At 63.7% G+C, this 22879-nt stretch carries 22 protein-coding genes, 1 tRNA gene and 1 pseudogene; 18 read left to right on the top strand and 6 right to left on the bottom strand.

The annotated features are described in order from the left end of the window. Positions 1 to 75: 75 nt before the first annotated feature. Positions 76 to 354, bottom strand: coding sequence for a hypothetical protein (locus AB8Z38_RS26675; protein WP_369720706.1), 279 nt, complete (start codon positions 352 to 354; stop codon positions 76 to 78). 153 nt (positions 355 to 507) lie between these two features. Here AB8Z38_RS26675 and AB8Z38_RS26670 point away from each other — a divergent pair, with 153 nt between their 5' ends. Both AB8Z38_RS26670 and AB8Z38_RS26665 read left to right on the top strand, forming a co-directional pair. Continuing rightward, a complete protein-coding gene (locus AB8Z38_RS26670) occupies positions 508 to 912 on the top strand; it encodes a four-helix bundle copper-binding protein (protein ID WP_369720705.1) in 405 nt (134 codons plus the stop codon). A 414-nt stretch (positions 913 to 1326) separates the two neighbouring features. Then, positions 1327 to 2367, top strand: coding sequence for an alginate lyase family protein (locus tag AB8Z38_RS26665; RefSeq protein ID WP_369720704.1), 1041 nt, complete (start codon positions 1327 to 1329; stop codon positions 2365 to 2367). Between the two features lie 140 nt (positions 2368 to 2507). On the opposite strand, the gene AB8Z38_RS26660 is transcribed toward AB8Z38_RS26665, so the two are convergent. Then, positions 2508 to 2584: transfer RNA gene (locus AB8Z38_RS26660), tRNA-Met, on the bottom strand. A gap of 305 nt (positions 2585 to 2889) precedes the next feature. Here AB8Z38_RS26660 and AB8Z38_RS26655 point away from each other — a divergent pair. The 4 genes from AB8Z38_RS26655 to AB8Z38_RS26640 all read left to right on the top strand — a co-directional run bounded on the left by AB8Z38_RS26655 (position 2890) and on the right by AB8Z38_RS26640 (position 7608). Then, on the top strand, positions 2890 to 4362 hold the full coding sequence (locus tag AB8Z38_RS26655) for a coniferyl aldehyde dehydrogenase (RefSeq protein ID WP_369720703.1): 1473 nt from the start codon (positions 2890 to 2892) through the stop codon (positions 4360 to 4362). A 99-nt stretch (positions 4363 to 4461) separates the two neighbouring features. Continuing rightward, positions 4462 to 6054 (top strand): GMC family oxidoreductase, encoded by a 1593-nt coding sequence (locus tag AB8Z38_RS26650; RefSeq protein ID WP_369720702.1) that lies wholly within the window; start codon positions 4462 to 4464, stop codon positions 6052 to 6054. 123 nt (positions 6055 to 6177) lie between these two features. Continuing rightward, positions 6178 to 6690 carry a CvpA family protein gene (locus AB8Z38_RS26645; RefSeq protein WP_369720701.1) on the top strand — a complete coding sequence of 171 codons (513 nt, stop codon included), beginning with the start codon at positions 6178 to 6180 and terminating at the stop codon, positions 6688 to 6690. A gap of 135 nt (positions 6691 to 6825) precedes the next feature. Continuing rightward, entirely contained in the window at positions 6826 to 7608 is a 783-nt protein-coding gene (locus tag AB8Z38_RS26640) for an SDR family oxidoreductase (protein ID WP_369720700.1), read from the top strand. A gap of 116 nt (positions 7609 to 7724) precedes the next feature. Here the strand turns inward: AB8Z38_RS26640 and AB8Z38_RS26635 are convergent, their stop codons facing one another. Next, positions 7725 to 8201, bottom strand: coding sequence for a DUF3775 domain-containing protein (locus AB8Z38_RS26635; RefSeq protein ID WP_369720699.1), 477 nt, complete (start codon positions 8199 to 8201; stop codon positions 7725 to 7727). A gap of 127 nt (positions 8202 to 8328) precedes the next feature. Here AB8Z38_RS26635 and AB8Z38_RS26630 point away from each other — a divergent pair, with 127 nt between their 5' ends. The 6 genes from AB8Z38_RS26630 to AB8Z38_RS26605 all read left to right on the top strand — a co-directional run bounded on the left by AB8Z38_RS26630 (position 8329) and on the right by AB8Z38_RS26605 (position 13589). Beyond that, on the top strand, positions 8329 to 9177 hold the full coding sequence (locus AB8Z38_RS26630; protein ID WP_369720698.1) for an MBL fold metallo-hydrolase: 849 nt from the start codon (positions 8329 to 8331) through the stop codon (positions 9175 to 9177). A 221-nt stretch (positions 9178 to 9398) separates the two neighbouring features. Further along, positions 9399 to 10241, top strand: a complete 843-nt coding sequence (locus AB8Z38_RS26625) for a fumarylacetoacetate hydrolase family protein (protein WP_369720696.1) — start codon at positions 9399 to 9401, stop codon at positions 10239 to 10241. A 110-nt stretch (positions 10242 to 10351) separates the two neighbouring features. Beyond that, positions 10352 to 10963, top strand: a complete 612-nt coding sequence (locus AB8Z38_RS26620; RefSeq protein WP_369720695.1) for a glutathione S-transferase family protein — start codon at positions 10352 to 10354, stop codon at positions 10961 to 10963. A gap of 16 nt (positions 10964 to 10979) precedes the next feature. After that, entirely contained in the window at positions 10980 to 11846 is an 867-nt protein-coding gene (locus AB8Z38_RS26615; RefSeq protein WP_369720694.1) for an MBL fold metallo-hydrolase, read from the top strand. A 116-nt stretch (positions 11847 to 11962) separates the two neighbouring features. Then, positions 11963 to 13120 (top strand): alpha/beta hydrolase, encoded by a 1158-nt coding sequence (locus tag AB8Z38_RS26610; protein ID WP_369720693.1) that lies wholly within the window; start codon positions 11963 to 11965, stop codon positions 13118 to 13120. Positions 13121 to 13232: 112 nt separating this feature from the next. Then, positions 13233 to 13589, top strand: coding sequence for a hypothetical protein (locus tag AB8Z38_RS26605; protein WP_369720692.1), 357 nt, complete (start codon positions 13233 to 13235; stop codon positions 13587 to 13589). A gap of 170 nt (positions 13590 to 13759) precedes the next feature. Here AB8Z38_RS26605 and AB8Z38_RS26600 read toward each other — a convergent pair. After that, a pseudogene (locus AB8Z38_RS26600) lies at positions 13760 to 14483 on the bottom strand (hypothetical protein). A 183-nt stretch (positions 14484 to 14666) separates the two neighbouring features. Here AB8Z38_RS26600 and mbfA point away from each other — a divergent pair. The 5 genes from mbfA to AB8Z38_RS26575 all read left to right on the top strand — a co-directional run bounded on the left by mbfA (position 14667) and on the right by AB8Z38_RS26575 (position 18633). Continuing rightward, positions 14667 to 15638: an iron exporter MbfA gene (mbfA, locus tag AB8Z38_RS26595; RefSeq protein WP_369720691.1), complete on the top strand. Its 972-nt coding sequence runs from the start codon at positions 14667 to 14669 to the stop codon at positions 15636 to 15638. A 9-nt stretch (positions 15639 to 15647) separates the two neighbouring features. Further along, positions 15648 to 16340 carry a hypothetical protein gene (locus AB8Z38_RS26590; RefSeq protein ID WP_369720690.1) on the top strand — a complete coding sequence of 231 codons (693 nt, stop codon included), beginning with the start codon at positions 15648 to 15650 and terminating at the stop codon, positions 16338 to 16340. Next, entirely contained in the window at positions 16337 to 16510 is a 174-nt protein-coding gene (locus tag AB8Z38_RS26585; protein WP_369720689.1) for a hypothetical protein, read from the top strand. The genes AB8Z38_RS26590 and AB8Z38_RS26585 overlap by 4 nt, the downstream gene beginning before the upstream one ends. Positions 16511 to 16540: 30 nt before the next feature. Further along, positions 16541 to 17071, top strand: a complete 531-nt coding sequence (locus AB8Z38_RS26580; protein ID WP_369720688.1) for a cytochrome b — start codon at positions 16541 to 16543, stop codon at positions 17069 to 17071. A gap of 89 nt (positions 17072 to 17160) precedes the next feature. After that, on the top strand, positions 17161 to 18633 hold the full coding sequence (locus AB8Z38_RS26575) for an amidase (protein WP_369720687.1): 1473 nt from the start codon (positions 17161 to 17163) through the stop codon (positions 18631 to 18633). 138 nt (positions 18634 to 18771) lie between these two features. Here the strand turns inward: AB8Z38_RS26575 and AB8Z38_RS26570 are convergent, their stop codons facing one another. Beyond that, complete coding sequence (locus tag AB8Z38_RS26570) at positions 18772 to 19860, bottom strand: Zn-dependent alcohol dehydrogenase (protein ID WP_369720686.1); 1089 nt, start codon at positions 19858 to 19860, stop codon at positions 18772 to 18774. A gap of 75 nt (positions 19861 to 19935) precedes the next feature. Beyond that, on the bottom strand, positions 19936 to 21720 hold the full coding sequence (locus AB8Z38_RS26565) for an acyl-CoA dehydrogenase family protein (protein ID WP_369720685.1): 1785 nt from the start codon (positions 21718 to 21720) through the stop codon (positions 19936 to 19938). 246 nt (positions 21721 to 21966) lie between these two features. Here AB8Z38_RS26565 and AB8Z38_RS26560 point away from each other — a divergent pair, with 246 nt between their 5' ends. After that, positions 21967 to 22668: an SDR family NAD(P)-dependent oxidoreductase gene (locus AB8Z38_RS26560; protein ID WP_369720684.1), complete on the top strand. Its 702-nt coding sequence runs from the start codon at positions 21967 to 21969 to the stop codon at positions 22666 to 22668. Positions 22669 to 22879 lie beyond the last annotated feature (211 nt).

The raw sequence follows: 22879 nt of genomic DNA, 5'->3' as shown, positions 1-22879 counted from the left end.
CAGTCAGCTCCGATGGTGCATTGAGTGCACTGTCTCGGTAACTCGGGGCATTGAGCGCAGTGTCTCCCTCACTCTTCAGCGCGGCGGTGCTCTCTTCACCGCTCCTCTAGAAAGACCGTGTTCCAGCAGCGCGTCTCTGCTCGCCTGACCCAATATCTCGACCTTCGCGTCGTTCATCGCGCCACACGCATTCTGGACGGCTTGCACGGCGGCCGCCTGTTCCGAGAGATACGGAAACCAGACGTCCTGCTTGTGCTGCCCGGCCGAATATTGCGGCCAGGTGACCAGGATCGTGTAGCCGTCGGCCGGCGTCTCGAAATCCCGGATACTGGGGCTGTGCTCTTTGGTGGACATCTGGCGTTAGCTGCTCGATTGACTGCCGAGGCAACCGGGGCGGCCCGCTGAAGTTCCTGTCGTTGCAACGAGCCATGCGCGAGTTGTCGCGCGATAGGAAACTTTGCAGAACGAGATCATTGGGGGGTGGGGGCACATACCTGGAGTATCCACATGCACGCTCAAGACATGATCAGCACGCACCCGCACGTCCGCGGTCAAACCAATGATGCGCTCATCCGCTGTATCGAGGAGTGCTATTCCTGCGCCCAGACCTGCACGTCATGTGCGGACGCCTGCCTCGCGGAGGATAATGTCAAGTCGCTGACGCAGTCCATCCGGCTCAACCTCGACTGCGCCGATATCTGCAACATCACCGGGCGGATTGCGACCCGCCGCACCGGTTCTGACGAAGAGATGATCCGCAGGATGCTCGACACCTGCGCCAGCGCCTGTCGCCTCTGTGCTGAAGAATGCGAGAAGCACGCCAAGATGCACGAACACTGCCGGGTCTGCGCCGAGGCCTGTCGTCGTTGCCTGAATGCGTGTGAGGAGGCGGGCCGGAGCATGGTGCACTGAGCCGGCCGTGAGCAGGCTGTGACGCTTGCGGCGGCTTCCATGTTGGCGGTGTACATCGAGCGAACGGGATGCAGGGATCCTGTCGGCAGCAGCACGTCGACACGCTCCAAGACGGCGTAGAACGCTGCAACAAAATGGCCCGCTTGATGCGGGCCATTTTCGGATCGGATCGGCGCAGTCCGAAATTGGTCACAGGGAGGCGCAACACCAGCACCGAGATATGCCGACATTGCCGCTTGACCTCAACGGCTTTGGAATTGCGGCAGCGGCCCGTCAGACCAACGAAACGTCGCCTGTTCTCATCAGACCGCACGCTCGCGTGAACCGGGTGAAAAACCAAGTGCTCTGTCAGGCTAACTCGCGTAACTCGAACGAGGGTCAAGGCGTAGGGCTTGACGGAACGGAGTATCGAGCGTGCTGTATGGTGTCCGACAATGGGGTACGGCCCTCCTTGCTCTCTGCCTGGCGACATCGAGCTTTGCGCATGTGGCGCATGCCGCCGGCCCGACCTGCCCTGAATTTCCGCCGGTCCTCTCGCTTCAGCTCGTCGGGATTTACACCGATGCGCGGCAATCGGTGCCGGATCCGTCCGCCGAGAAAAAGAACAGTGAGTTGACCTCCGGGGTCGACCAGTTCCAACGCTCGCTGGAATCGGCGCTCGATCGGCCCGGCGTCAGCGCCACCGATTCCGCGGCCGTGTGCGCCTACGAGAATTTCAGAAAGTGGGCCGCCGCTGGCGCGCTGACTGTGGTGTCCAAGCCATACAATCGTGATGGGACTGTCAAGCGCGGCGAATACCTGATCGGCCTCAACGTTCTTGCGCTAAAGTTCCGCGCAGCCGGATTCGCCCTCGATCCGAGGGTGATCGATTGGCTGCAGACGCTGAACCGCGAAAATCGCAGCTTCTACGAGAAGGCGAGCAATCGCGGCAACCTGCGCGTCTGGGCCGCGGCGGGAGCAGCATTGTTCGCGCTGATCCAGCCTGATGCCGATGCGCTCAGCTTTCAGGATCAGGTTTGGCACGAGGCGATGGCGGCGATCCACGACGATGGAACGATCGATGCCGAGCTGGCGCGCGGACAACGGGCGCTGATCTACCACATGTTCTCCTTCTCGGCGGCGCTCGTGCTGCATGCGGCGCGCGAAGGGCTCGGCTATCGCGACACGCCGGCCGACACCGCCCGGCTCAAGCGGTTGGCCGACATGATCGGGCAGAGCTTGTGCGCCCCGAAGCCGCTTGCGGCACGCGCTCAGGCCGATCAGGAAATTCCCGGCGACTGGGCCTACCGGGTGCCGCTCGGCTTCGGCGCCCGCTATCTCGGCGACAGCTGGACTCGATGCGGCAAGCCCAATGCCGCCACATCGGATCCCACGTCCGGCGGAGATGCGCGGCGCTCAGCCGCCATTTTGGCGCAATTGGCGCGAGCGCCGAGCCCCCGCCCAATCGCGCGCTGACGGGCGACACGCGGTTGACGTGACAACTTTCCGTGTTGAGCCGGATGTGGCGGCAGGAGATCGTGGAGTGCGGAGATGATTCAGCGGCGAGCCGGGAGAATCAAAAAGCCCGCCAACTCATTCGAGTTGACGGGCTATCTTGGTTGCGGGGATAGGATTTGAACCTATGACCTTCAGGTTATGAGCCTGACGAGCTACCGGGCTGCTCCACCCCGCGTTAATCCTTGCGCGCCTTCGAAAAATGCCGGGGACGGTGAATAGAGGGCCGGCGCTGCGCGCGTGGCTTGCTCTTCCGTCCCAAAGGCTTCCTTGGAAGGCAACCCCGGGCAAAGCCCGTTGGGTGCGGGCGGTATGTACCAACCCGGGCTGCCTTTGGAAAGGGCTGCGGCGACGTTTTTTTCGACTTTATGACAGGCCGATGGACCGAATTCGGGTCTGTTTGGCTCGCCCTTGCCACAAGTTCCACAAAGGGCCAGCCTGCGGCAACAAAACGAGGCGAAACGCCGTTTGAGGAGGAGCGCCATGGAGCTTTCCATGGACCACCAGATTTTGGACCAGACCCTGGACCAATCGCCGACGAGCGCCGCGCAGCTGGCACTCGCGGACGCGTTCCACGCCATGACCGCGCGATCGCGGGCCGAGCCGGCGCCTGATCTGGCCGAGCGCCTCGACCGGCTGGCGCGGCTGCGCGCTGTTGTCGCCGAGAACGAGGAGCGCTTCCGGCAGGCGATCTCGGCCGATTTCGGCCACCGCTGCGCGGTGGAGACCAATATCGCCGAGACGATGATGGTGTTCTCCGAGATCCGGCATGCCGCCAAGCACCTGAAGGCCTGGATGGCGCCGCAGCGTGTGGCGACCGCGCTGCAATTCCTGCCCGCGCGCAACCGGCTGATCCCGCAGCCGCTCGGCGTGGTCGGCATCATCGCGCCCTGGAATTATCCGCTGCAGCTCACGCTGGCGCCCGCGATCGGCGCCATCGCCGCCGGCAACCGTGTCATCATCAAGCCGAGCGAACTGGTGCCGCACTTCGCAGGCCTTCTGAAGGAGATCGTCGCCGCGAAATTCGATGCGAGCGAACTGCTCGTCACCGGCGTCGAGGACGATATCGCCAAGGCCTTTGCGTCGCTGCCGTTCGATCATTTGGTGTTCACCGGCTCGACCCGGGTCGGCCGGCTGGTCGCGGAAGCCGCGGGACGCAATCTGACGCCGGTGACGCTCGAGCTCGGCGGCAAGTCGCCCGCGATCATCGACGCCTCGGCCGATCTCGAGGAGGCGGCCGAGCGCATCGCCTATGGCAAGCTGCTCAATGCGGGGCAGACCTGCATCGCGCCGGATTATGTGCTGGTGCCTGAGGGCGCGTTGCAGGCGTTTGCCGAAAAACTGCGTGCGCAGATGCGGCGCATGTTCGGCACCGATCCCGCCAACAAGGACTACACTTCGATCATTTCCGACCGGCACTATGCACGACTGGAAGGCCTCGTTGCCGATGCCGCGCAACGCGGCGCGAAGATCCTGCAACCGGCAACGCCCGACGATCCCAACTGGAAGGCGCACCGCAAATTCCCGCCGACGCTGATCGTCAACGCCACCGAAGCGATGGCGGTGATGCAGGAGGAGATCTTTGGCCCCGTACTGCCCGTGCTTGGCTATCGCCATCCCGCAGACGCGATCGCCTTCGTCAATGCCCGCGACCGGCCGCTGGCGCTCTATTGGTTCGGGAAGAACAGCGACGCCCGCGACGAGGTGCTGGCGCGCACGATCTCCGGCGGCGTCACCATCAACGACTGCCTGTTTCATTTCGCGCAAATCAACCAGCCGATGGGCGGCGTCGGCGCATCCGGCAGCGGCGCCTATCACGGCGAATGGGGATTTCGCACGTTCAGCAAACTGAAGCCGGTGTTTCATCGCTCGAAATTAAACCGCCTCGCCGACCTCTATCCGCCCTATGGCGGCAAGATCGCGCGACTGGAGAAGCTGATGCGGTTCATGTCGTAGGAATCGGTCGTTCCGGGGCGCGGAGCGAACCCGGAACCTCGAGATTCCGGGTTCGATGCTACGCATCGCCCCGGAATGACGATAATGGGGGAAACACAAGTGACTGACACATTCGATTTCGTCGTCGTGGGCGCGGGCTCCGGCGGTTGCGCGGTGGCGGGGCGGCTGTCGGAGGATTCGGCGGCATCGGTGGCGCTGCTCGATGCCGGCGGACGCAACGACAATTGGCGGATCACCACGCCATTCGGCCTTGCGTTGCCCTATAGCGCGGCCAACTGGGCCTTCGAGACCGTGCCGCAGAAGGGATTGAACGGCCGTATCGGCTATCAACCGCGCGGCAAGGGCCTCGGCGGTTCCTCGGCGATCAACGCCATGGTCTACATCCGCGGCCACAAATGGGATTACGACCACTGGGCCTCGCTTGGCAATGCCGGCTGGTCGTATGACGACGTGCTGCCCTATTTCAAGCGCTCGGAGAACAACAGTGATTTCGACGGCGCGTATCATGGCAAGGGCGGCCCGCTGCACGTCAACAGGTTGCGTTCGGAGAATCCGATCCACGAGGTCTTCCATCAGGCCGCGCGCGAGGCGCAATTCCGCGTCCGCGAGGACTTCAACGCCGAGGACCAGGAAGGACTCGGCAGCTACCAGGTGACACAGAAGAACGGCGAGCGTTGGAGCGCGGCGCGCGCCTATCTGCAGCCCCACATCGATAAGCGCGCGAATCTGCGCGTCGAGACGGGAGCGCATGCCACGAAAATCCTGTTCGAAGGCGGGCGCGCGGTCGGCATCGAATATGTGCAGGGCAAGCACACCAAGCGGCTGCACGCCCGCCGCGAGGTCATCCTCGCCGGCGGCGCCTTCCAGTCACCGCAATTGCTGATGCTGTCGGGCATTGGCGACGGCGATGCGCTTGCCGCACAAGGCATCGGCGTCGTGCACCATTTGCCGGGCGTCGGGCGCAATCTGCAGGACCATCCGGATTTCGTGTTCGTGTACGCGTCCGACTATCCGCACCTTGTTCACTCCTCGCTCGGTCGGCTGCCATCCCTGCTCCGCGCGATCCAGCGCTACCGCAGCGAGCGGCGCGGCCTGATGACCACCAATTTCGCCGAATGTGGCGGCTTCCTGAAAACCCGCCCCGACCTCGACGTATCAGACATTCAGCTTCATTTCGTTATCGCGATGCTCGACGACCACGGCCGCAAGAAGCACAAGGAGGCCGGGTTCTCATGCCATGTCTGCCTGTTGCGACCAAAGAGCCGCGGCAGCGTCTGGCTGAAAAGCGCTGATCCGCTCGCAGCCCCCATGATCGATCCGAATTTCTTGGGCGAGGCGGAGGATCTCGAGACGATGGTCGCCGGCTTCAAGACCACGCGACGGCTGATGGAGACGCCCGCGATGCGCGCGTTGCAGAAGAAGGACATGTTCACGTCCGACGTGAGGACGGACGACGACATCCGCGCCGTCCTGCGCAACCGCGTCGATACCGTCTATCACCCCGTCGGCACCTGCAAGATGGGGACGGATGCGATGGCCGTGGTCGATCCCAGGCTCAAGGTCCACGGCGTGGAAGGATTGCGCGTCGTCGACGCCTCGATCATGCCGACGCTGATCGGCGGCAACACCAATGCGCCGACGATCATGATCGGAGAGAGGGCGGCGGACATGATCAGGGAGGAGGTGCGGTAGCTCTTCTCCCTCTCCCCGTTCTTACGGGGGGCCCGTCGGGGCAAAAAAATACAGACGATTTTAGCGATCTGAAACCGGAATGATCGGTTGGGCGTTCATACGTTCCATGGCAGGCTCCCGCTCATGAACAGTTTCGATCTCGCGGTCTATGCGGCCCTCGCGATTGCGATCGGGTTCGGTTTCAGGACCGGCCTGCTCCGCAGCGCCATGACCATCCTGGCCTATCTGCTCGCCGCGCCGATCGCGATCGCGCTGATGCCACTGATCGCGCCGCAGATCACCGGCAATCCGAATTCGCCGCTGCTGCAGAACTGGATCTGGTTCTTCGCCATCTTCGTGATCGTCGGCATGCTGTTCGGGCATATCGGCCGGGTCGCGCTGAACGACACCATGGGCGAGGCCGGCATCGGTGACCGCCTCGGCGGCGCTGCGCTGGGCGCCGTCCGGGTCGGACTCGTCGCCACCACGCTGGTGCTGGTGTTCGACCAGATCGTGCCGGCCAACCACCAGCCACCCTTCCTCGCCGGTTCGCGGCTGCGGCCGCTGTTCTCGACCGTCGGCCAGATGGGCTTCAAGTCGCTGCCGCCGGAGGCGGCTGCCGCGATCGACCGCCTCAAGCAGGAACGGCGCATCTAGGATCATGCCCGCACATTTGCATCGCCGCGGAAGCGTGCATGCATTTTGATGCGAGCCGGTCCCTTATCAGCGGCACCACGATTGGCTAGAGTACCGAGCATCCAAAACCAGCCAGCTATTTACGGGAGTGAAACAGTGGATCTTGGGATCAAAGGTCGCCGCGCCATCGTCTGCGCATCCAGCAAGGGTCTCGGCCGAGCCTGCGCCATCTCGCTTGCCGAAGCAGGCGTTCACGTCACGCTGACCGCCCGCGGCGCTGATGTCCTGAAGAAGACGGCCGACGACATCCGCAAAGCCTGTCCGGACGTGACGGTCACCGAGATCGTCGGCGACATCACGACGCCGGCAGGCCGCGAGGCCGTGCTGAAGGCCTGCCCCGAGCCCGACATCCTGATCAACAATGCCGGCGGCCCGCCGCCCGGCGATTTCCGCAACTGGACCCGCGACGACTGGATCAAGGCGATCGACGCCAACATGCTGACCCCGATCGAGCTGATCAAGTCGACCGTCGACGGCATGATGGCGCGCAAATTCGGCCGCATCGTCAACATCACGTCGGCCGCGGTGAAGGCGCCGATCGACATTCTCGGCCTGTCCAACGGTGCGCGCGCCGGCCTCACCGGCTTCATCGCCGGCCTGTCGCGCAAGACCGTGATCAACAACGTCACCATCAACGGACTCCTGCCCGGCCCGTTCGAGACCGACCGGCTGCGCGGCACCGCGAAGGCCGAGGCCGACAAGCGCGGCATCACGCCGGATCAGCTTCTGGCCGAGCGCGCCAAGCTCAACCCCGCCGGCCGCTTCGGCCAGCCCGACGAGTTCGGCTACGCCTGCGCTTTCCTCTGCGGCGCCAAGGCCGGCTTCATCACCGGGCAGAACATCCTGCTGGATGGCGGCGCGTTTCCTGGAACGCTGTAGCGGCAACTACGCTTCCACTCGCCTATGCCCGGGCAGCCACGTACTTTGGACGGCGAGGCAAGACGTGGGTGGCCGGGACAAGCCCGGCCATGACGACGTTGAGCCAGCGAGAATGATCACCGCTGCTTGGTGATCTCGTCTTCGTCGCGCTGGCTCGGGGCCGATGAATCGGCGGTGGTGTTTCCGTCGGTCCAGTCGATGCCGAACGCGTCCAATCCCTCCGCGAGCAAATCGCCCAGCATGGGATCGCCGAGCAGATAGCGGATGGTTTCGCGCCGCGGCGCGCGATAGGTGGCGCGGGCCTCCACGGCGCGGGCGCGCAAATCGTCCCAATCGTCGATCGTGCCCTCGCCGCGCCCGAGCCATGTCAGCGCGACGAGGTCCAGCTGCTCGTCCTCGTTGAGGGCGGCGATGAAACTGCTGAGTTCTTGCCCCGCGGGATCGGAGCCGTCATCGTCCAGCACGTCGACCATATCGTCATCGGCGGCGTTCGAGCCCAAATCCGGATCGGAGTCCGCTTCCTTGACGTCGAATTCGCGGGCCTTCTCGATGATGAAGGCGACCTTCTCGGCGGAAATTGCAAGCTCTGGCATGACTGCCCCTTTTGGCCTGTCCTGGGTTCCCGCGATAACGCCGCACCGCGTCAGATGATCCATTGCGCTGGGTGACGGAAACCCGCATCTTTTGCCGCCAAAGCAAGAACAAGGAGGGCACGCCGCAATGCAGTGGACAGTCGGCAAGGTCAAAATCACCAGGGTGGTGGAATTGGAGACGGTCGGCTCGACCCGCTTCATCCTGCCCTTGGCGAGCAATGACGCGATCCGGAAGCTGCCTTGGCTGATCCCGCATTTTGCCACCGAAGAGGGCCGGCTGAAGATGTCGATCCATTCGCTGGTGGTGGAAACGCCAGACCGACGCATCGTGGTCGACACCGGCCTCGGCAACGACAAGCAGGGCCGCGGCGTCCCGACCTGGAATAACCGCAGCACGCCGTTCCTGGAGACGATGATGGCGGCGGGGTTTGCCCCCGACAGCATCGACACCGTGCTGTGCACGCATCTTCACGTCGACCATGTCGGCTGGAATACGAAGCTCGTCGACGGCAAATGGGTGCCGACCTTTCCCAAAGCGCGCTATGTGTTCGGCGACACCGAATATGAATATTGGCGCGATCATTCGACCGAGCCGGACAAGCAGGCCGTGTTCAACGATTCAGTGAAGCCGGTCGTCGATGCCGATCGCGCCGACCTGATCCCGAGCGATCACCGGTTGTGCGAGGAGATCAGCGTGATTCCGACGCCCGGCCACAGCCCCGGCCATATGAGCATCCTGATCCGATCGGACGGTGAACAAGGGTTGCTGACCGGCGACGTCGCCCATCATCCCTGCCAGATGGCCCATGTCGACTGGTCATCGACCGCGGATTCCGACCAGGTACAATCGGCCGCGACGCGGGCAGTGCTGTTCGGCCGCTTTGCCGACACCCGGACGCTGGTGATCGGCGGGCATTTTTCGGCCGGGCATATCAAGCGCGATGGCGACGCGTTCAGGTTTGAGGCGCTGGCTTGACGACATTGCTCCTCATGGTGAGGAGCGCGTCTTCGCGCGTCTCGAACCATGCAGGCCCCGCTTTCTCGTCCGCGGCCATCCTTCGAGACGCCCGCCTTCGGCGGACCCTCAGGATGAGGGGGAGCAATGCGGGAACGGCGGCTAGTCGGCGGTTGAATTTCCCGCCGCGCTGTTCCATGAAGCTATTTAACCGATCGGTCCATCTCCAGGGAGAAACGAGAATGAAGCTTGTTCGTTACGGCGAAAAGAGTGCGGAAAAACCCGGCCTGGTCGACAAATCCGGCCAGTTGCGCGACCTGTCGGCGCATGTGAAGGACCTCACGGGCGAGGCCTATTCCCCGGAATCCCTGACCAAGCTGGCGGCCCTCGACCCCGCGTCACTGCCCGCCGTCTCCGGCAAGCCGCGGTTCGGCGCGCCCGTCACCGGCATTTCCAAATTCGTCGCGATCGGCCTCAATTACAGCGACCACGCCAAGGAAACCGGCGCTGCCATCCCGACCGAACCGATCATCTTCATGAAGGCCAACACCTCGCTGTCCGGCCCGAACGATGTGGTCGAAAAGCCGCGCGGCTCGACCAAGCTCGACTGGGAAGTCGAGATCGCCGCCATCATCGGCACCCGCGCCAAATATGTCTCGGAGGCTGACGCGCTCAACCACGTCGCCGGCTATTGCGTCTGCAACGACGTCTCCGAGCGCAACTTCCAGACCGAGCGCCTGGGACAGTGGACGAAGGGCAAGTCGCATGACACGTTCGGCCCGCTCGGGCCGTGGCTCGCCACCAAGGACGAGATCAAGGACGTGCAGAACCTGTCGATGTGGCTCGACGTCAACGGCCAGCGCCGCCAGACCGGCTCGACCAAAACGATGATCTTCTCGATGGCCAAGTGCATCTCCTATGTCTCGCAGTTCATGACGCTGCTGCCCGGCGACATCATCACCACCGGCACCCCGCCCGGCGTCGGTCTCGGCATGAAGCCGCCGACCTTCCTCAATGTCGGCGACGTCATCACCCTCGGCATCGAAGGCCTCGGCGAGCAGCGGCAGGAGATCGTTGCGGCTTAGGCGGCGACCTCATCTGTCATTCCGGGATGGCGCTCTCGCGCCAGACCCGGAATCTCGAGATTCCGGGTTCGATGCTTCGCATCGCCCCGGAATGACAACAAGGATCCAAAATGAAACTCTCCTTCTCCGCCGCCTCGCCGTTCGCCCGCAAGGTGCGCATCGCCGCGATCGAGCTTGGGCTGATCGACAACATCGAGTTCATGCCCGCGACCGTGGCGCCGGGTACGGTCAATGAGGACTATTCGCGCATCACGCCGCTGAAGAAGCTGCCGGTGCTGATCACCAATGACGGCGACGTCATTTTGGATTCCTACGTCATCGTCGAATATCTCAACGAGATGGCGGGCGGCAGCCTCATTCCCGACTACGGCCCTCGGCGCTGGAAGGCCAAGACCAATCATTCCCTCATCAACGGCATGCTCGATTCCATGCTGCTGTGCCGCTACGAGAAGATGGTGCGGCCGCAGGGCCTGCAATGGCAGGCGTGGTCGGACGACCACTGGAACCGGGCCTGGACCGGCATGGCGCGTTTCGAGAACATGCCGGACGTGCTGAACGGGCCGTTCGACATCTCGCAGATCGGCCTCGTCTGCGTGCTCGGCTACGCCGACTTCCGCTTCGCCGATTGCGGCTGGCGCAAGGCCTATCCGAAACTCGACGCCTTTGATCAGAAGATGCTGGAGCGGCCCTCGGTGAAAATCTCGGTGCCGCCGGCGGCGTAGCGCGCGGAGTGTTGTCATGAGTCTGAAATACGCGATCGGCGATCTCACCATCCATCGCATCATCGAGCAGGAGACCACGTTCCTGCCGGCGCTGGAGATGCTGCCCGGGTTGACGCCGGAGGTGCTGGCCGAGAACCGCACCTGGATGCGGCAGGCGAAAGCGCTGGACGAGCAGGACGGGTTGATCCTGTGCTTCCAGTCCTACGTGATCAAGACGCCACATCACACCATTCTGGTCGACAGCTGCATCGGCAACGACAAGCCGCGGCCGCGACCGAAGTGGAACATGAAGACCGACGACACCTATTTCCGCGGGCTCGCGAGCGCCGGCATCTCCGTCGACGACATCGACTTCGTGATGTGCACGCATCTGCACGTCGATCACGTCGGCTGGAATACGCGGCTGGAAAACGGCCGCTGGGTGCCGACCTTCCCGAAGGCGCGCTACGTGTTCGCGAAGCGCGAGTTCGACTACTGGACCGAGCAGAACGCGAAGGCGGAGGTCGCGCCCTTCGTCGACAGCGTGCTGCCCGTGGTCGAGGCCAAGCGCCACGAGGTCGTCGGCAACGACCACCAGATCGGCGATCACGTCCGCATCGTGCCGACACCAGGCCATACGCCCGGTCACGTCGCCTTCACCTTCGGCCGCGGCAAGGACGACGCGGTCTTCAGCGGCGATCTCATGCACTCGCCGATCCAGACGCTGTATCCGGAGCTCTCGATCAAGTTCGACGTCGACCAGGCAGCGGCGGCAACCACACGCCGCAGCTTCCTGGAGCGCTATTGCGACACCGACACGCTGTGCTGCACCGCGCATTTTCCGTCGCCGTCGGTCGGGAAGATCCGGCGCAAGGGGAATGGATTCGTCTGCGCGGCGGTGTAGCGCCGCCTTCGTTTCCGTCATGCCCGGGCTTGTCCCGGGCATCCACGTTCTTACAATCCACGACAGCGAAGAAGCATGGATGGCCGGGACAAGCCCGGCCATGACGAGGAAACATCATGGCCGATCTCCCTGACATCCCCCTGCCCGCCGGAATCCGCTCGCGTTACGTGGATGGCATCAACGGCTTGCGCATGCATGTGCTGGAGGCCGGCTTCGAGACCAAAGGCCGGCCCTGCATCCTGCTGCTGCACGGCTTTCCCGAGCTCGCGTTCTCCTGGCGCAAGGTGATGCCGGCGCTTGCAGCCGCCGGTTATCACGTGATCGTGCCGGACCAGCGCGGCTATGGCCGCACCACCGGATGGACTGCCGATTACGACGGCGACCTCGCGCCGTTCCGTCTGTTCAACCTAGTGCGTGACGCGCTCGGGCTGGTGTCGGCGTTCGGTTACAGGCAAGTGGATCTGGTCGGGCATGATTTCGGCAGCCCGGTCGCATCCTGGTGTGCGCTGATGCGGCCCGACGTGTTTCGCTCGGTCGTGATGATGAGCGCGCCGTTCGGCGGACCGCCGCCGCTGCCGTTCGACACGGTCCACACACCGGCGAAGCCGCAGGCTGAAGATCCCGTGCATCGTGAGCTGGCGGCCCTGCCTCGACCGCGAAAGCATTATCAATGGTATTATTCGACACGCGCGGCCAACGCCGACATGCAGCACGCGCCGCAGGGCGTGCATGATTTGCTGCGCGCCTATTATCACCACAAGAGCGCGGACTGGACCGACAACAAGCCGTACCCGCTGAAATCATGGTCGGCGAGTGAGCTGGCGAAGCTGCCGACCTACTACGTGATGGACCGCGACGAGACGATGGCCGAGACCGTCGCGAAGGAGATGCCCTCGCCGGCCGAAATCGCCGCCAATCAATGGCTGCCGGACAGCGATCTCGCTTACTACAGCGCCGAATACGGACGTACCGGCTTCCAGGGCGGCCTGCAATGGTATCGCTGCGGCACGTCGGCTGCTTACAACAACGAGTTGCAGCTGTTCTCCGGCCGCAGCATCGACGTTCCCTCCTGTTTCATCTCGGGCAGGCAGGATTGGGGCACCTATCAGCGCCCCGGCGTGTTCGAGACGATGCAGGCGAGCGCGTGCACCCAATTGCTCGGCTGCCATCTGGTCGACGGCGCCGGCCATTGGGTGCAGCAGGAGCAACCGGCCGAGGTCAGCCGATTGCTGCTTCAATTTCTCCAGCGCGCCGCCACGGCCCCTGCCGCCTGAAGCGCCGCCACCCTCCCGCCACAAGGCGTTAATCGGGGGTTCAGGGAACATTCGGCAATGTCTGACGTTGCGGAGATACCGGAGCTGGGTCCGGCGACCATGGAGAACGACATTGGACAAGAAGATCGCTGGAATTTTGGGAGCGGCAGCCGCGTTCGGAGCGCTCGGCAGCGCCCAAGCTGCGCCTGCGCCTACGGACGTCCTGCAGGCGAATTCATACGCCGACCTGCTGGAGCCGATCGCAAACGCCGGCGCCCGGCTGCAAGCCCTCGATGAAGCGACCCCGCCAAAAGCCGGCGAAAATGTTCAGGTCGCCCAATTCTATCATCACCACCATCACCATCATCACCACAGCTTCTATCGCCGCTATTACGACGCGCCGGTCGTGGTGGTCCCGCGATATCGGCGCTATTATCACCATCATCATCACCATCACCACCATCACAGCTTCTATCGCCGCGGCTACTGAGGTCGCAACGGCAGGAATGAGGTGAACAGGACCTACGGGTCCTGTTTTGCTGTCGGGGGGCCGGGCATCCGGAAATCCAGGCAGAATCGCCCATCGCGATCGCCGCAAACGGCAAACGCCGGAAGCAAGGAAACAGGCGGGACCGCAGGGCCAGGACCCGGTCGTCCGCCCTATCCGTTGCGAGCCTTGTCCTTTGCCGCGCGGTGCAGGTGCCGGTAAGTGCCGTCGAACACCGTATCGGACGACGACGTCCACTCGGTGCCGGCCGCCAGTTTGGGCCTGTTGTTGTAGATGCGGCGGGCCTGCAGCTCGCGCTCCGCCGCTTCCTCCTCGCCCATGGGCTCGAGATCGAAGTTCGCTTCCTCGGGAATGACGATGATCTGCGCAAAGGGCTCGTTGGGCCGGAAGATGTGGGTTCGGCCCTCGGCGGGCGCCTTGAAGACGCAAAAGAACATCATGGGCCACCAATTGCGGATCAGCGCGGGGACGGCGATCGGCACGGTGTCAGTCGGATCGGTATAGAGATCGCGGATGCGGCTCGGTGCGAACCGCCAGGCCTTTTTCGACCTTGAGATCGAGCAGTATCTGATAGGTGTAGAAGGCGTCGCCAAACTTGCGAAACGGCGGCCATTCCGCGCCCCCTTCCGGCGGCTCACCCCAATCGGCCTCCAGGATCAAGTGACCGTCCCTGGTCGTAACGTGAAGCTCGAAATCATAGGGATAGAACAGCTCGATGCCGTATTGCGCGCCCTCGGAAAACGGCACGCAATGCCAGACCTGCTCGCGCGAACCATCGACGCGAGGTTCGCGCTTGCCGGCCCATCCGGGGATTTCAAGCTTGGTGCGACGCGGCGCCAGCCGCGGATCGTTCAGACGAAACTTGACCTTGTCCATCATTCACCCGTCCAGCCACGTTTTAAAAAGTTCGAACCTGCGTCGGCCCCGGGTTCATGCACCCAAACAACGTTGTGACGGCCCTTCGGATGCAACCGTTCGCGCAGCTCGCGTGAATTGACCCTGAACGAATTGCAGCCTATATCAGATTAGAATTATTCTAAACTAGAGCAGGCGTGATCCGTGAAGAATTTTGCCGATTTGACCGAGCGCGAGGTGCTTGCCGTGGCGATTTCCTCCGAGGAGGAGGACAGCCGCATCTACATGAGCTTCGCGGAGGACCTGAAGGAGCGCTATCCGGATTCCGCCAAAATCTTCGAGCAGATGGCCGAGGAAGAGCGCGGCCATCGGCACATGCTGCTGGAAATGTACGAACAGCGCTTCGGTCCGCATTTGCCTCCCATCCGCCGCGAGGACGTCAAGGGCTTCCTGCGCCGCCGCCCGGTCTGGCTCACCAAGAACCTGCCGCTCGACACCATCCGCAGGGAAGTCGAGACCATGGAAATGCAGGCCGAGCGCTTTTACGTGAAGGCGGCCGAGCAGGCGGAGGATGTCGGGGTGCGCCGCCTGCTGGGTGATCTCGCCGAAGCCGAGAAAGGCCATGAAGAGACCGCCGCGAAGCTGACGGACCAGATCCTGAGCTCCGACGTGCGCGCCGAGGAAGACCGCACCAACCGCCGCATGTTCGTGCTGCAATATGTGCAGCCCGGCCTTGCCGGCTTGATGGATGGATCGGTCTCGACGCTGGCGCCGCTGTTCGCGGCTGCCTTTGCCACCCACCAGAACTGGCAGACTTTCCTGGTCGGCCTCGCCGCCTCGATCGGCGCCGGCATCAGCATGGGATTTGCGGAGGCGCTGTCGGATGACGGATCGCTCACCGGCCGGGGCTCGCCCTGGCTGCGCGGTCTCACCTGCGGCTTGATGACGACGCTCGGCGGGCTTGGCCACACCATGCCTTATCTGGTGCCGGACGCCTGGCCCAATGCGTTCTGGATCGCGACCGCGATCGCCGGCGTCGTCGTGTTCTTTGAATTATGGGCGATCGCGTTCATCCGTGCGCGCTACATGGACACGCCGTTCCTCCAGGCGGTGTTCCAGATCGTGCTCGGCGGCGCCATCGTGCTCGCGGTGGGCATCTTGATCGGGGCGGCTTAGGCGGCGGCAATGAAGCGGCATTTTTCATACACCGCGCTCGCAAGCCTGTCTGGCGGGCTCATGCTGCTTGCGTCGGCCGAGGCCGCGCGTGCCACCGACGAGATCCAAGTTTACAACGCCGGCATCGCCGATGTCGGCCAGTTCACGATCCAGCAGCATCTGAACTACATTGCGCTCGGCCAGAAGAACCCGGCCTTTCCCGGCGGGCTGGTTTCCAACCACAGCCTGAACGGCACGCCGGAATTCGCCTACGGCGTGACCGACTGGTGGGAGGTGGGCCTCTACCTGCCGTTCTCGGTTCAGGACCAGCGCTTCTACTCGGACGCGTTCAAATTGCGAACGCTGTTCGTTTCGCCGCATGCCGAACAGCGCAATTTCTTCTATGGCGTGAACTTTGAATTCAGCAACGAGACGCCGCCATTCTCCCAATCCCGCTTCTCAATGGAGATTCGCCCGATCATCGGCGTCCGGAACAGCGACTACGAGTTCATCGTCAATCCAATCGTCGACGTCCATTTCGGAAAGTTCGCCGAGCAGCACTTCACGCCGGCCGCTCGTGTCGCACGCAGGTTCGGCGAGAACCTGTTCGCGGGATTGGAATATTACAGCGACCTCGGCCAGATCGGGAGCTTCGACAAGCTTGCGGACCAGCAACACCGCTGTTCGCGGTCACCGATTTCAAAGCCGGGGATTTCGATGTGAACTTTGGTATCGGCTACGGGTTAACGCCGGCATCCGACCGGCTGGTGGTCAAGACGATCATCGGTTACGCGTTTCCGGTCCCGGGCGCGACCTCCGATGCCAACACACGCATGAGCAGCGGCCCCGTCAATCCGTTCGCACACGCATCTGCGCGCAGCTTCCAACCCTAGGACGAATTTTTCGTCGGATCGGACCAATTGATGACCGCCCAACTGCACTATGGGACCCCGGCAAAGATCTTCCACTGGCTCATTGTGGCGCTGCTTGCCGTTCAATATCCGATCGGCTGGCTGATGCCGGACCTGCACCGCGGGATGACGCCGGGTGCCGCGATGACGTTCCACATCTCGATCGGAATGACCATTCTGGTTCTGACCGCGCTTCGCCTCGTCTGGCGGCTGACCCACCCTGTCGCGCCGGAGAGCTCGCTCCCGGCCTGGCAGCGCCTGAGCTCGGAGGCCGTGCACTGGCTGCTCTATGTGCTGGTGCTGACGACGACAGTTTCCGGCTGGCTGTTTGCGTCGTTCCGCGGTTGGTCCGTTTCGTTCTTCTACCTCGTGCCGCTGCCAATGCTGGCGTCCGATAACGAAGCCGCCGGACGCACCATCGACGGCCTACATCAGGCGATGGAATGGGCGCTCCTCGTGACCATCGTCATTCACGTTGCATCTGCGCTCGCGCACATTTTCGTCTACCGCGATCGGGTCATGCAGCGGATGCTGCCGGGATAGTTTTCTGTGGGGGTCAACTTCTATCAAGCGGCGGTTGCCACAACAGGCCAAACTGCGCATCATCCCTCCGCAACGACAGGAGAAGCGTGGTGGCCAAATCAGAATTCAGCTTCAAAAGCGCGGTCGAGTTGTCGGCCGCATTGAGCGCAAAGAAGGTCTCGTCGGTCGAGCTCACGCAAGACGCGATCGACCGCATCGAACGGCACGACGGCAAGATCAACGCGATCTGCGTCCGGGATTTTGATCGTGCGCTCAGTGCCGCGCGCGAGGCGGATGCCGCATTGGCGCGCGGCGAGAGAAAGCCCCTGCTCGGCCTGCCTATGACGGTGAAGGAATCCTACAACATCGCCGGCCTGCCCACGACCTGGGGCACTCCCGAGCAGAAGAATTTCATCGCGAAGGAAGATGCGCTGCCGGTCACGCGGGTGAAGGACGCCGGCAGCATCGTGCTCGGCAAGACCAACGTGCCGCTCGCGCTCGCCGACTGGCAGAGCTACAACGACATCTACGGCACCACCAACAATCCCTACGATCTCGGCCGCACGCCGGGTGGTTCTTCGGGCGGCTCGTCGGCCGCACTCGCGGCCGGCTATGGCCCGCTGTCGATCGGCTCCGACATCGGCGGCTCGCTGCGCGTGCCGGCGTTCCATTGCGGTGTTTACGCGCACAAGCCGACCTTCAATCTCGTCGCCATGCGCGGTCATACGCCCCCGCCGCTACCGCCCTTGCCGTTCGAGCGTGACCTCTCGGTCATCGGCCCGATGGCCCGCAGCGCCGCCGACCTTTCCCTCTTGCTCGATGTCATGGCCGGGCCCGATCCGATCGACGCAGGCCTCGCCTACCGGCTCGACTTGCCGGCGGCGCGCCACACCGCGCTGAGAGATTTCCGCGTGCTGGTGGTTAACACGGATCCGGTGCTGCCGACCGACACCGCGGTGCGCGGGACCATCAACAAGCTAGCGGACAATCTCGCCAAGGCCGGCGTCAGGATCGAACGCAGCAGTCCGCTGTTGCCGGATTTCGCGGCCTCGTCCCGGCTCTATATGCGCATGCTGATGTCGTTCCTGGCCGCGTCCTTTGCGCCCGACATCTATGCCGGCGCCAAGGCGGCGGCGGACGCGCTGCCGGAAGGCGACAACAGCCTTTCCGCGGAACGGCTGCGCGGCATCGCGCTCAGCCATCGCGATTGGCTGGTCGCCAATTCCGGACGCACGCGGCTGCGCGCGCAATGGCGCGAGCTGTTCAAGACGTTCGACGCTGTGATCTGCCCGATCATGCCGATTCCGGCCTATCCGCACGACCATTCGCCGGACCAGGAGATGCGCCGCATCAAGATCGACGGCAAGGAGCATATCTATTCCGACCAGCTCGCCTGGCCCGGCATCGCGACGCTGCCGGGCTTGCCCTCAACCGCGGTCCCGACCGGCTTTGCACCGGACGGCCTGCCGGTCGGCGTCCAGATCGTCGGCCCGTGGCTGGAGGACCGCACCCCCTTGAGGCTTGCCGAACTGATCGAGCGCGAGTTCGGCGGCTTTGTGCCGCCGAAGATGTTTGACGATTAGTCTTCGTCATTGCGAGCGAAGCGAAGCAATCCAGGAATGTATCCGCCGAAACAGTCTGGATTGCTTCGTCGCATCAGCGCAAAATTGCTTCGCAATTTTGTCGCGAGCTCCTCGCAATGACGGAGGAGAATGCTTCACTCAACTGTCAAACATGATCACGCTGCGCAGCGTCTTGCCGGCTTTCATGTTGGCAAAACCCTCGTTGATCTCCGACAGCTTCAGCTTGGCCGAGATCCAGTCTTCCAAGTGCAGTCGGCCGCGCAGATAGAAATCGACAAGGCGCGGCATGTCGACGCGAAAATGGTTGGAGCCCATCGAGGAGCCCTGGATCCTGCGCTCGCGCAGGAAGTCGAAGCCGTGCAGCTCGATTTTCTGGCCGAACGGGATCATGCCGACGATGGTGGCGGTGCCGCCGGAGGCGAGCATGGCGAACGCCTGCTCCGCCGTCTCCTTGCGGCCGAGCACCTCGAACGAATGATGCACGCCGCCATTGGTGAGGTCGCGCACCTGCTTCACGACGTCGCCGTCGGCGGGATTGATGATGTCCGTGGCCCCCAGCTTGGTCGCGAGCTGGCGCTTGGCCGGATTGGTATCGATAGCGATGATGCGGCCTGCACCCGCAATCTGCGCACCGTTGATCGCGGCCATGCCGACGCCGCCGCAGCCGATCACCGCCACGGTCTCGCCGGCCGTCACTTTCGCCGTGTTCACCACCGCGCCATAGCCGGTGATGACACCGCAGCCGATCAGCGCGGCGAGATCGAGCGGCATCTCCTTCCTGATTTTGACGATCGCGTTCTCGTGCACCAGCATCTGCTCGGCAAATGACGAGAGGTTGAGGAACTGGTGCAGCTTCTCGGGCCTGGACCATTGCATCCGGTCGGAGACGCCCGGCAGCAGCTTTACGGTGGTGTCGGTGCAGAGCACGGTCCGTCCCGTGGTGCAATTGTCGCAGGTGCCGCAGAACACGGACAAGCAGGTGACGACGTGATCGCCCGGCTTCACGTAGGTGACGTCGGAGCCGACCTGCTCGACCACACCGGCCGATTCGTGGCCGAGCACCGCGGGCAGCGGATGCGGATAAAGGCCTTCCATGAAGTGCAGGTCGGAGTGGCAGAGGCCCGCGACCGACGTTCGGATCAGGACCTCGCGCGGGCCCGGCTTCGGCAAGCTGATATCCTCGATGACCAGGGGCTTGTTGACTTCATAGAGGACGGCGGCCTTCATTTGCGTTTCCTCGTTGTTGTTTTTTTCGTTGCGTGCAGGTCTTCACCTCTCCCTACGGGAGAGGTGACCGCGAGCCTACGCTGCCAGAACCAGTTCGCCAACCTCGCTCATGTCGGCGGTACGATCACCGAGCAGCAGCGCGGCAATGTTCTGGTGCACGGCATTTTCCGTAAGCCGGAACGGATCGCTTGGCGATACCCGATGATCGACCACCAACCGCGACAGCAGCAGACGTCGCGCATCGCCGCGCATGTCGTGGATGCGGTGCGCTTCCCAGGCGAGCGCAACGGCGCTGGCGACGTGATAGAGCACGCTGGTGGCGCGCCGCGCATCGGCCTCGTTGTCGGCCTTGCCCGCGACCTCGCGCGCAAAGCCGACCGCGCGATCGGTGAGATCGCGCAAGCGGTCGCGCCAGGCTTGCGGCACGGACGGGCTGTCGTCGAGCCGGGCGTGCAGATCGGCTGACAGCGCGGATTCGGCGCCGTGACGGCCGACCGCACGCCGCAGCGCATCGATCGCGACGATATTGCCGGTGCCTTCCCAGACCGAGCCGAGATGCGCATCGCGCAGCAGCCGCGCCGTGGCGAACTCCTCGATATAGCCGATGCCGCCGCGCATCTCGAGCGCATCGCCGCAGACTTTGCGCGCGTCGCGCGTCGCGCGGAATTTCAGCGTCGGGGTGAGGATGCGCAGCAGCGCCGCTGCGTCCTGGCTGCCGTCCTCGGCGCGGTCGAGCGCATCGGCGGTGAGAAAGCTCATCGACAGCGCCTGCTCGACCGGCAGCATGATCTTGAGCATCTGCCGCCGGCCCAGCGGCAGGTCGATGATGCGGTTGCCGAACACCACGCGGTTCGTCGCCACTGTCATCGCGTCATGATAGGCGCGGCGCATCAGCGCGGTGGATTTGACGCCGTTGGAAAGCCGCGACGAGTTCACCATCTCGGCCATCTGCACGAAGCCGCGGTCGAGCTTGCCGACCGCATAGGCGATCGCGCCCTCCAGCTTGATTTCGCCCGAAGCCATCGAGCGCGTGCCGAGCTTGTCCTTGAGGCGCACGATCCGGTAGTGGTTCTGCGAGCCGTCGTCGAGAAAGCGCGGCATCAGGAACAGGCCCACGCCGCGCGTGCCAGGACCGGCGCCTTCGGGACGCGCCAGCAGCATCACGATTTTCGCATCGGCATTCGAGCAGAACCATTTCTCGCCATGAAGGCGCCAATGGTCGCCGTCCTGCACCGCCGTGGTGGTCAGCGTGCCGACATCGGAGCCGCCTTCCTTCTCGGTCATGAACTGGCCGCCCTGCGTCAGCTTGCTCATATCGGTCTGCGTCAGGCCGTCGAGATATTTCGCCTTCAGCGCCTCGCTGCCGAAATTCGCCAGCAGCTTGGCGCAACCATCGGTGACGTTGATCGGGCAGCCCATGCCGAATTCGGTCTGGTTGAACAGGAAGGTGAAGGCGTGCTTGGCCACGACCGGATACTTGTCCGGCCAGCCCATGATGCCTTTGCGGATCGAGAGCGCATGGATGCCAAACTCGCCGAACGCCGCTTTCTCCAGCTCGCGATAGGCCGGGTGATATTCGATCCACTGCACATCACGGCCGAACTTGTCGCGCTGGTGCAGCACCGGCGGATGCCGGTCGGCGAGCCGCGCGCACTCGTCGAGCGGGCCGCCGGCCAACTCACCCAGGCGGTCGAGATGCGGTTCGATATGCCGGAACAGCGCCTCCGGCAGATGGATGCGTAACAAATCCGTCAATGCCTGATCGGCCCGGTAGAAATTCATGCCCGATGTATCGGGCGCCAGCAGGCCGGACGGTGCGGCCGCGACATCTTTCTGCTGCGTTGTGGCCGGCTGTCGCATGATCGTCCTCTTCGTTTCCGTACCCTGCGGTCGTTTTTGCGCTGCTTTAGCGCTTGCCGCTTGAGATGATGTCGATCATGCTCCCGCCGCGAGAGCGGATAAAGCCGCAAATCGTCAGGGAGGCATGATCGCCGTGAAGGAGCAATTCGCTCTGCGGAATTGTGATCGAGCTTGCCGGCGCTGCCGCTGGCTGTTCGCGCGCGTCATGCCTAGATCAGCGGCTCCCCGTCTCCGAGAGATCACGCCATGGAACATCCGAAATACAAGATCGCCCTCATCGTCGGCGCCGGCGAGGGCTTGAGCGCCTCGCTGGCGCGGCTGCTGTCCACCCAAGGCATTCGCGTCGCGCTCGCCGCGCGCAAGATCGAGAAGCTGGGCGCGCTCTGCACCGAGACCGGCGCGAAGGCCTATGCCTGCAATGCCACCGAGCCTGATGACGTCGAGCGCCTGTTCGGCCTGGTCGAGCGCGAGATCGGCACGCCCGATCTCGTCGTCTACAATGCCAGCGGCTGCGCGCGCGGGCCGTTTGTCGATCTGGTCCCGGCCGAGGTCGCGCAGGCGATCGCGGTCAGCGGCTATGGCGGTTTCCTGGTGGCGCAGCAGGCGGCCCGCCGCATGCTGCCGAACAAGCACGGCGCGATCCTGTTCACCGGCGCCTCGGCAAGCGTCAAGGGCTATGCCCAGTCGGCGCCGTTCGCGATGGGCAAGTTCGCGCTGCGCGGCCTTGCACAGAGCATGGCGCGCGAGCTGTCTCCGCAGGGCATTCATGTCGCGCATTTCGTGATCGACGGCGGCATCCGTGGCGCCGCGCGGACCGAAGCGGCGGACAGGCCGGATTCGATGCTCGATCCCGACGCCATCGCCGAGAGCTATTGGAACGTGTTGCAGCAGCCGCGCAGCGCCTGGAGCTGGGAGCTGGAGCTGCGGCCGTGGGTGGAGAAGTTCTGAGGCGGCAATTCAAGAACAGCCGTCATTGCGAGGCGCGAAGCGACGAAGCAATCCAGACTTCATCCGCGGAGACAGTCTGGATTGCTTCGCTTCGCTCGTAATGACGAAAGAGCTGCCGTAGGGTGGGCAGGCCACAGCGCCGTGCCCACCATCGATGGCGAGAAACAAATGGTGGGCACGCTTCGCTTTGCCCACCCTACAAGGCTAGGGA

It is taken from the genome of Bradyrhizobium sp. LLZ17 (assembly GCF_041200145.1).
Classification (GTDB): Bacteria; Pseudomonadota; Alphaproteobacteria; order Rhizobiales; family Xanthobacteraceae; genus Bradyrhizobium.
This window is presented reverse-complemented; position numbering and strand designations above follow the sequence as displayed.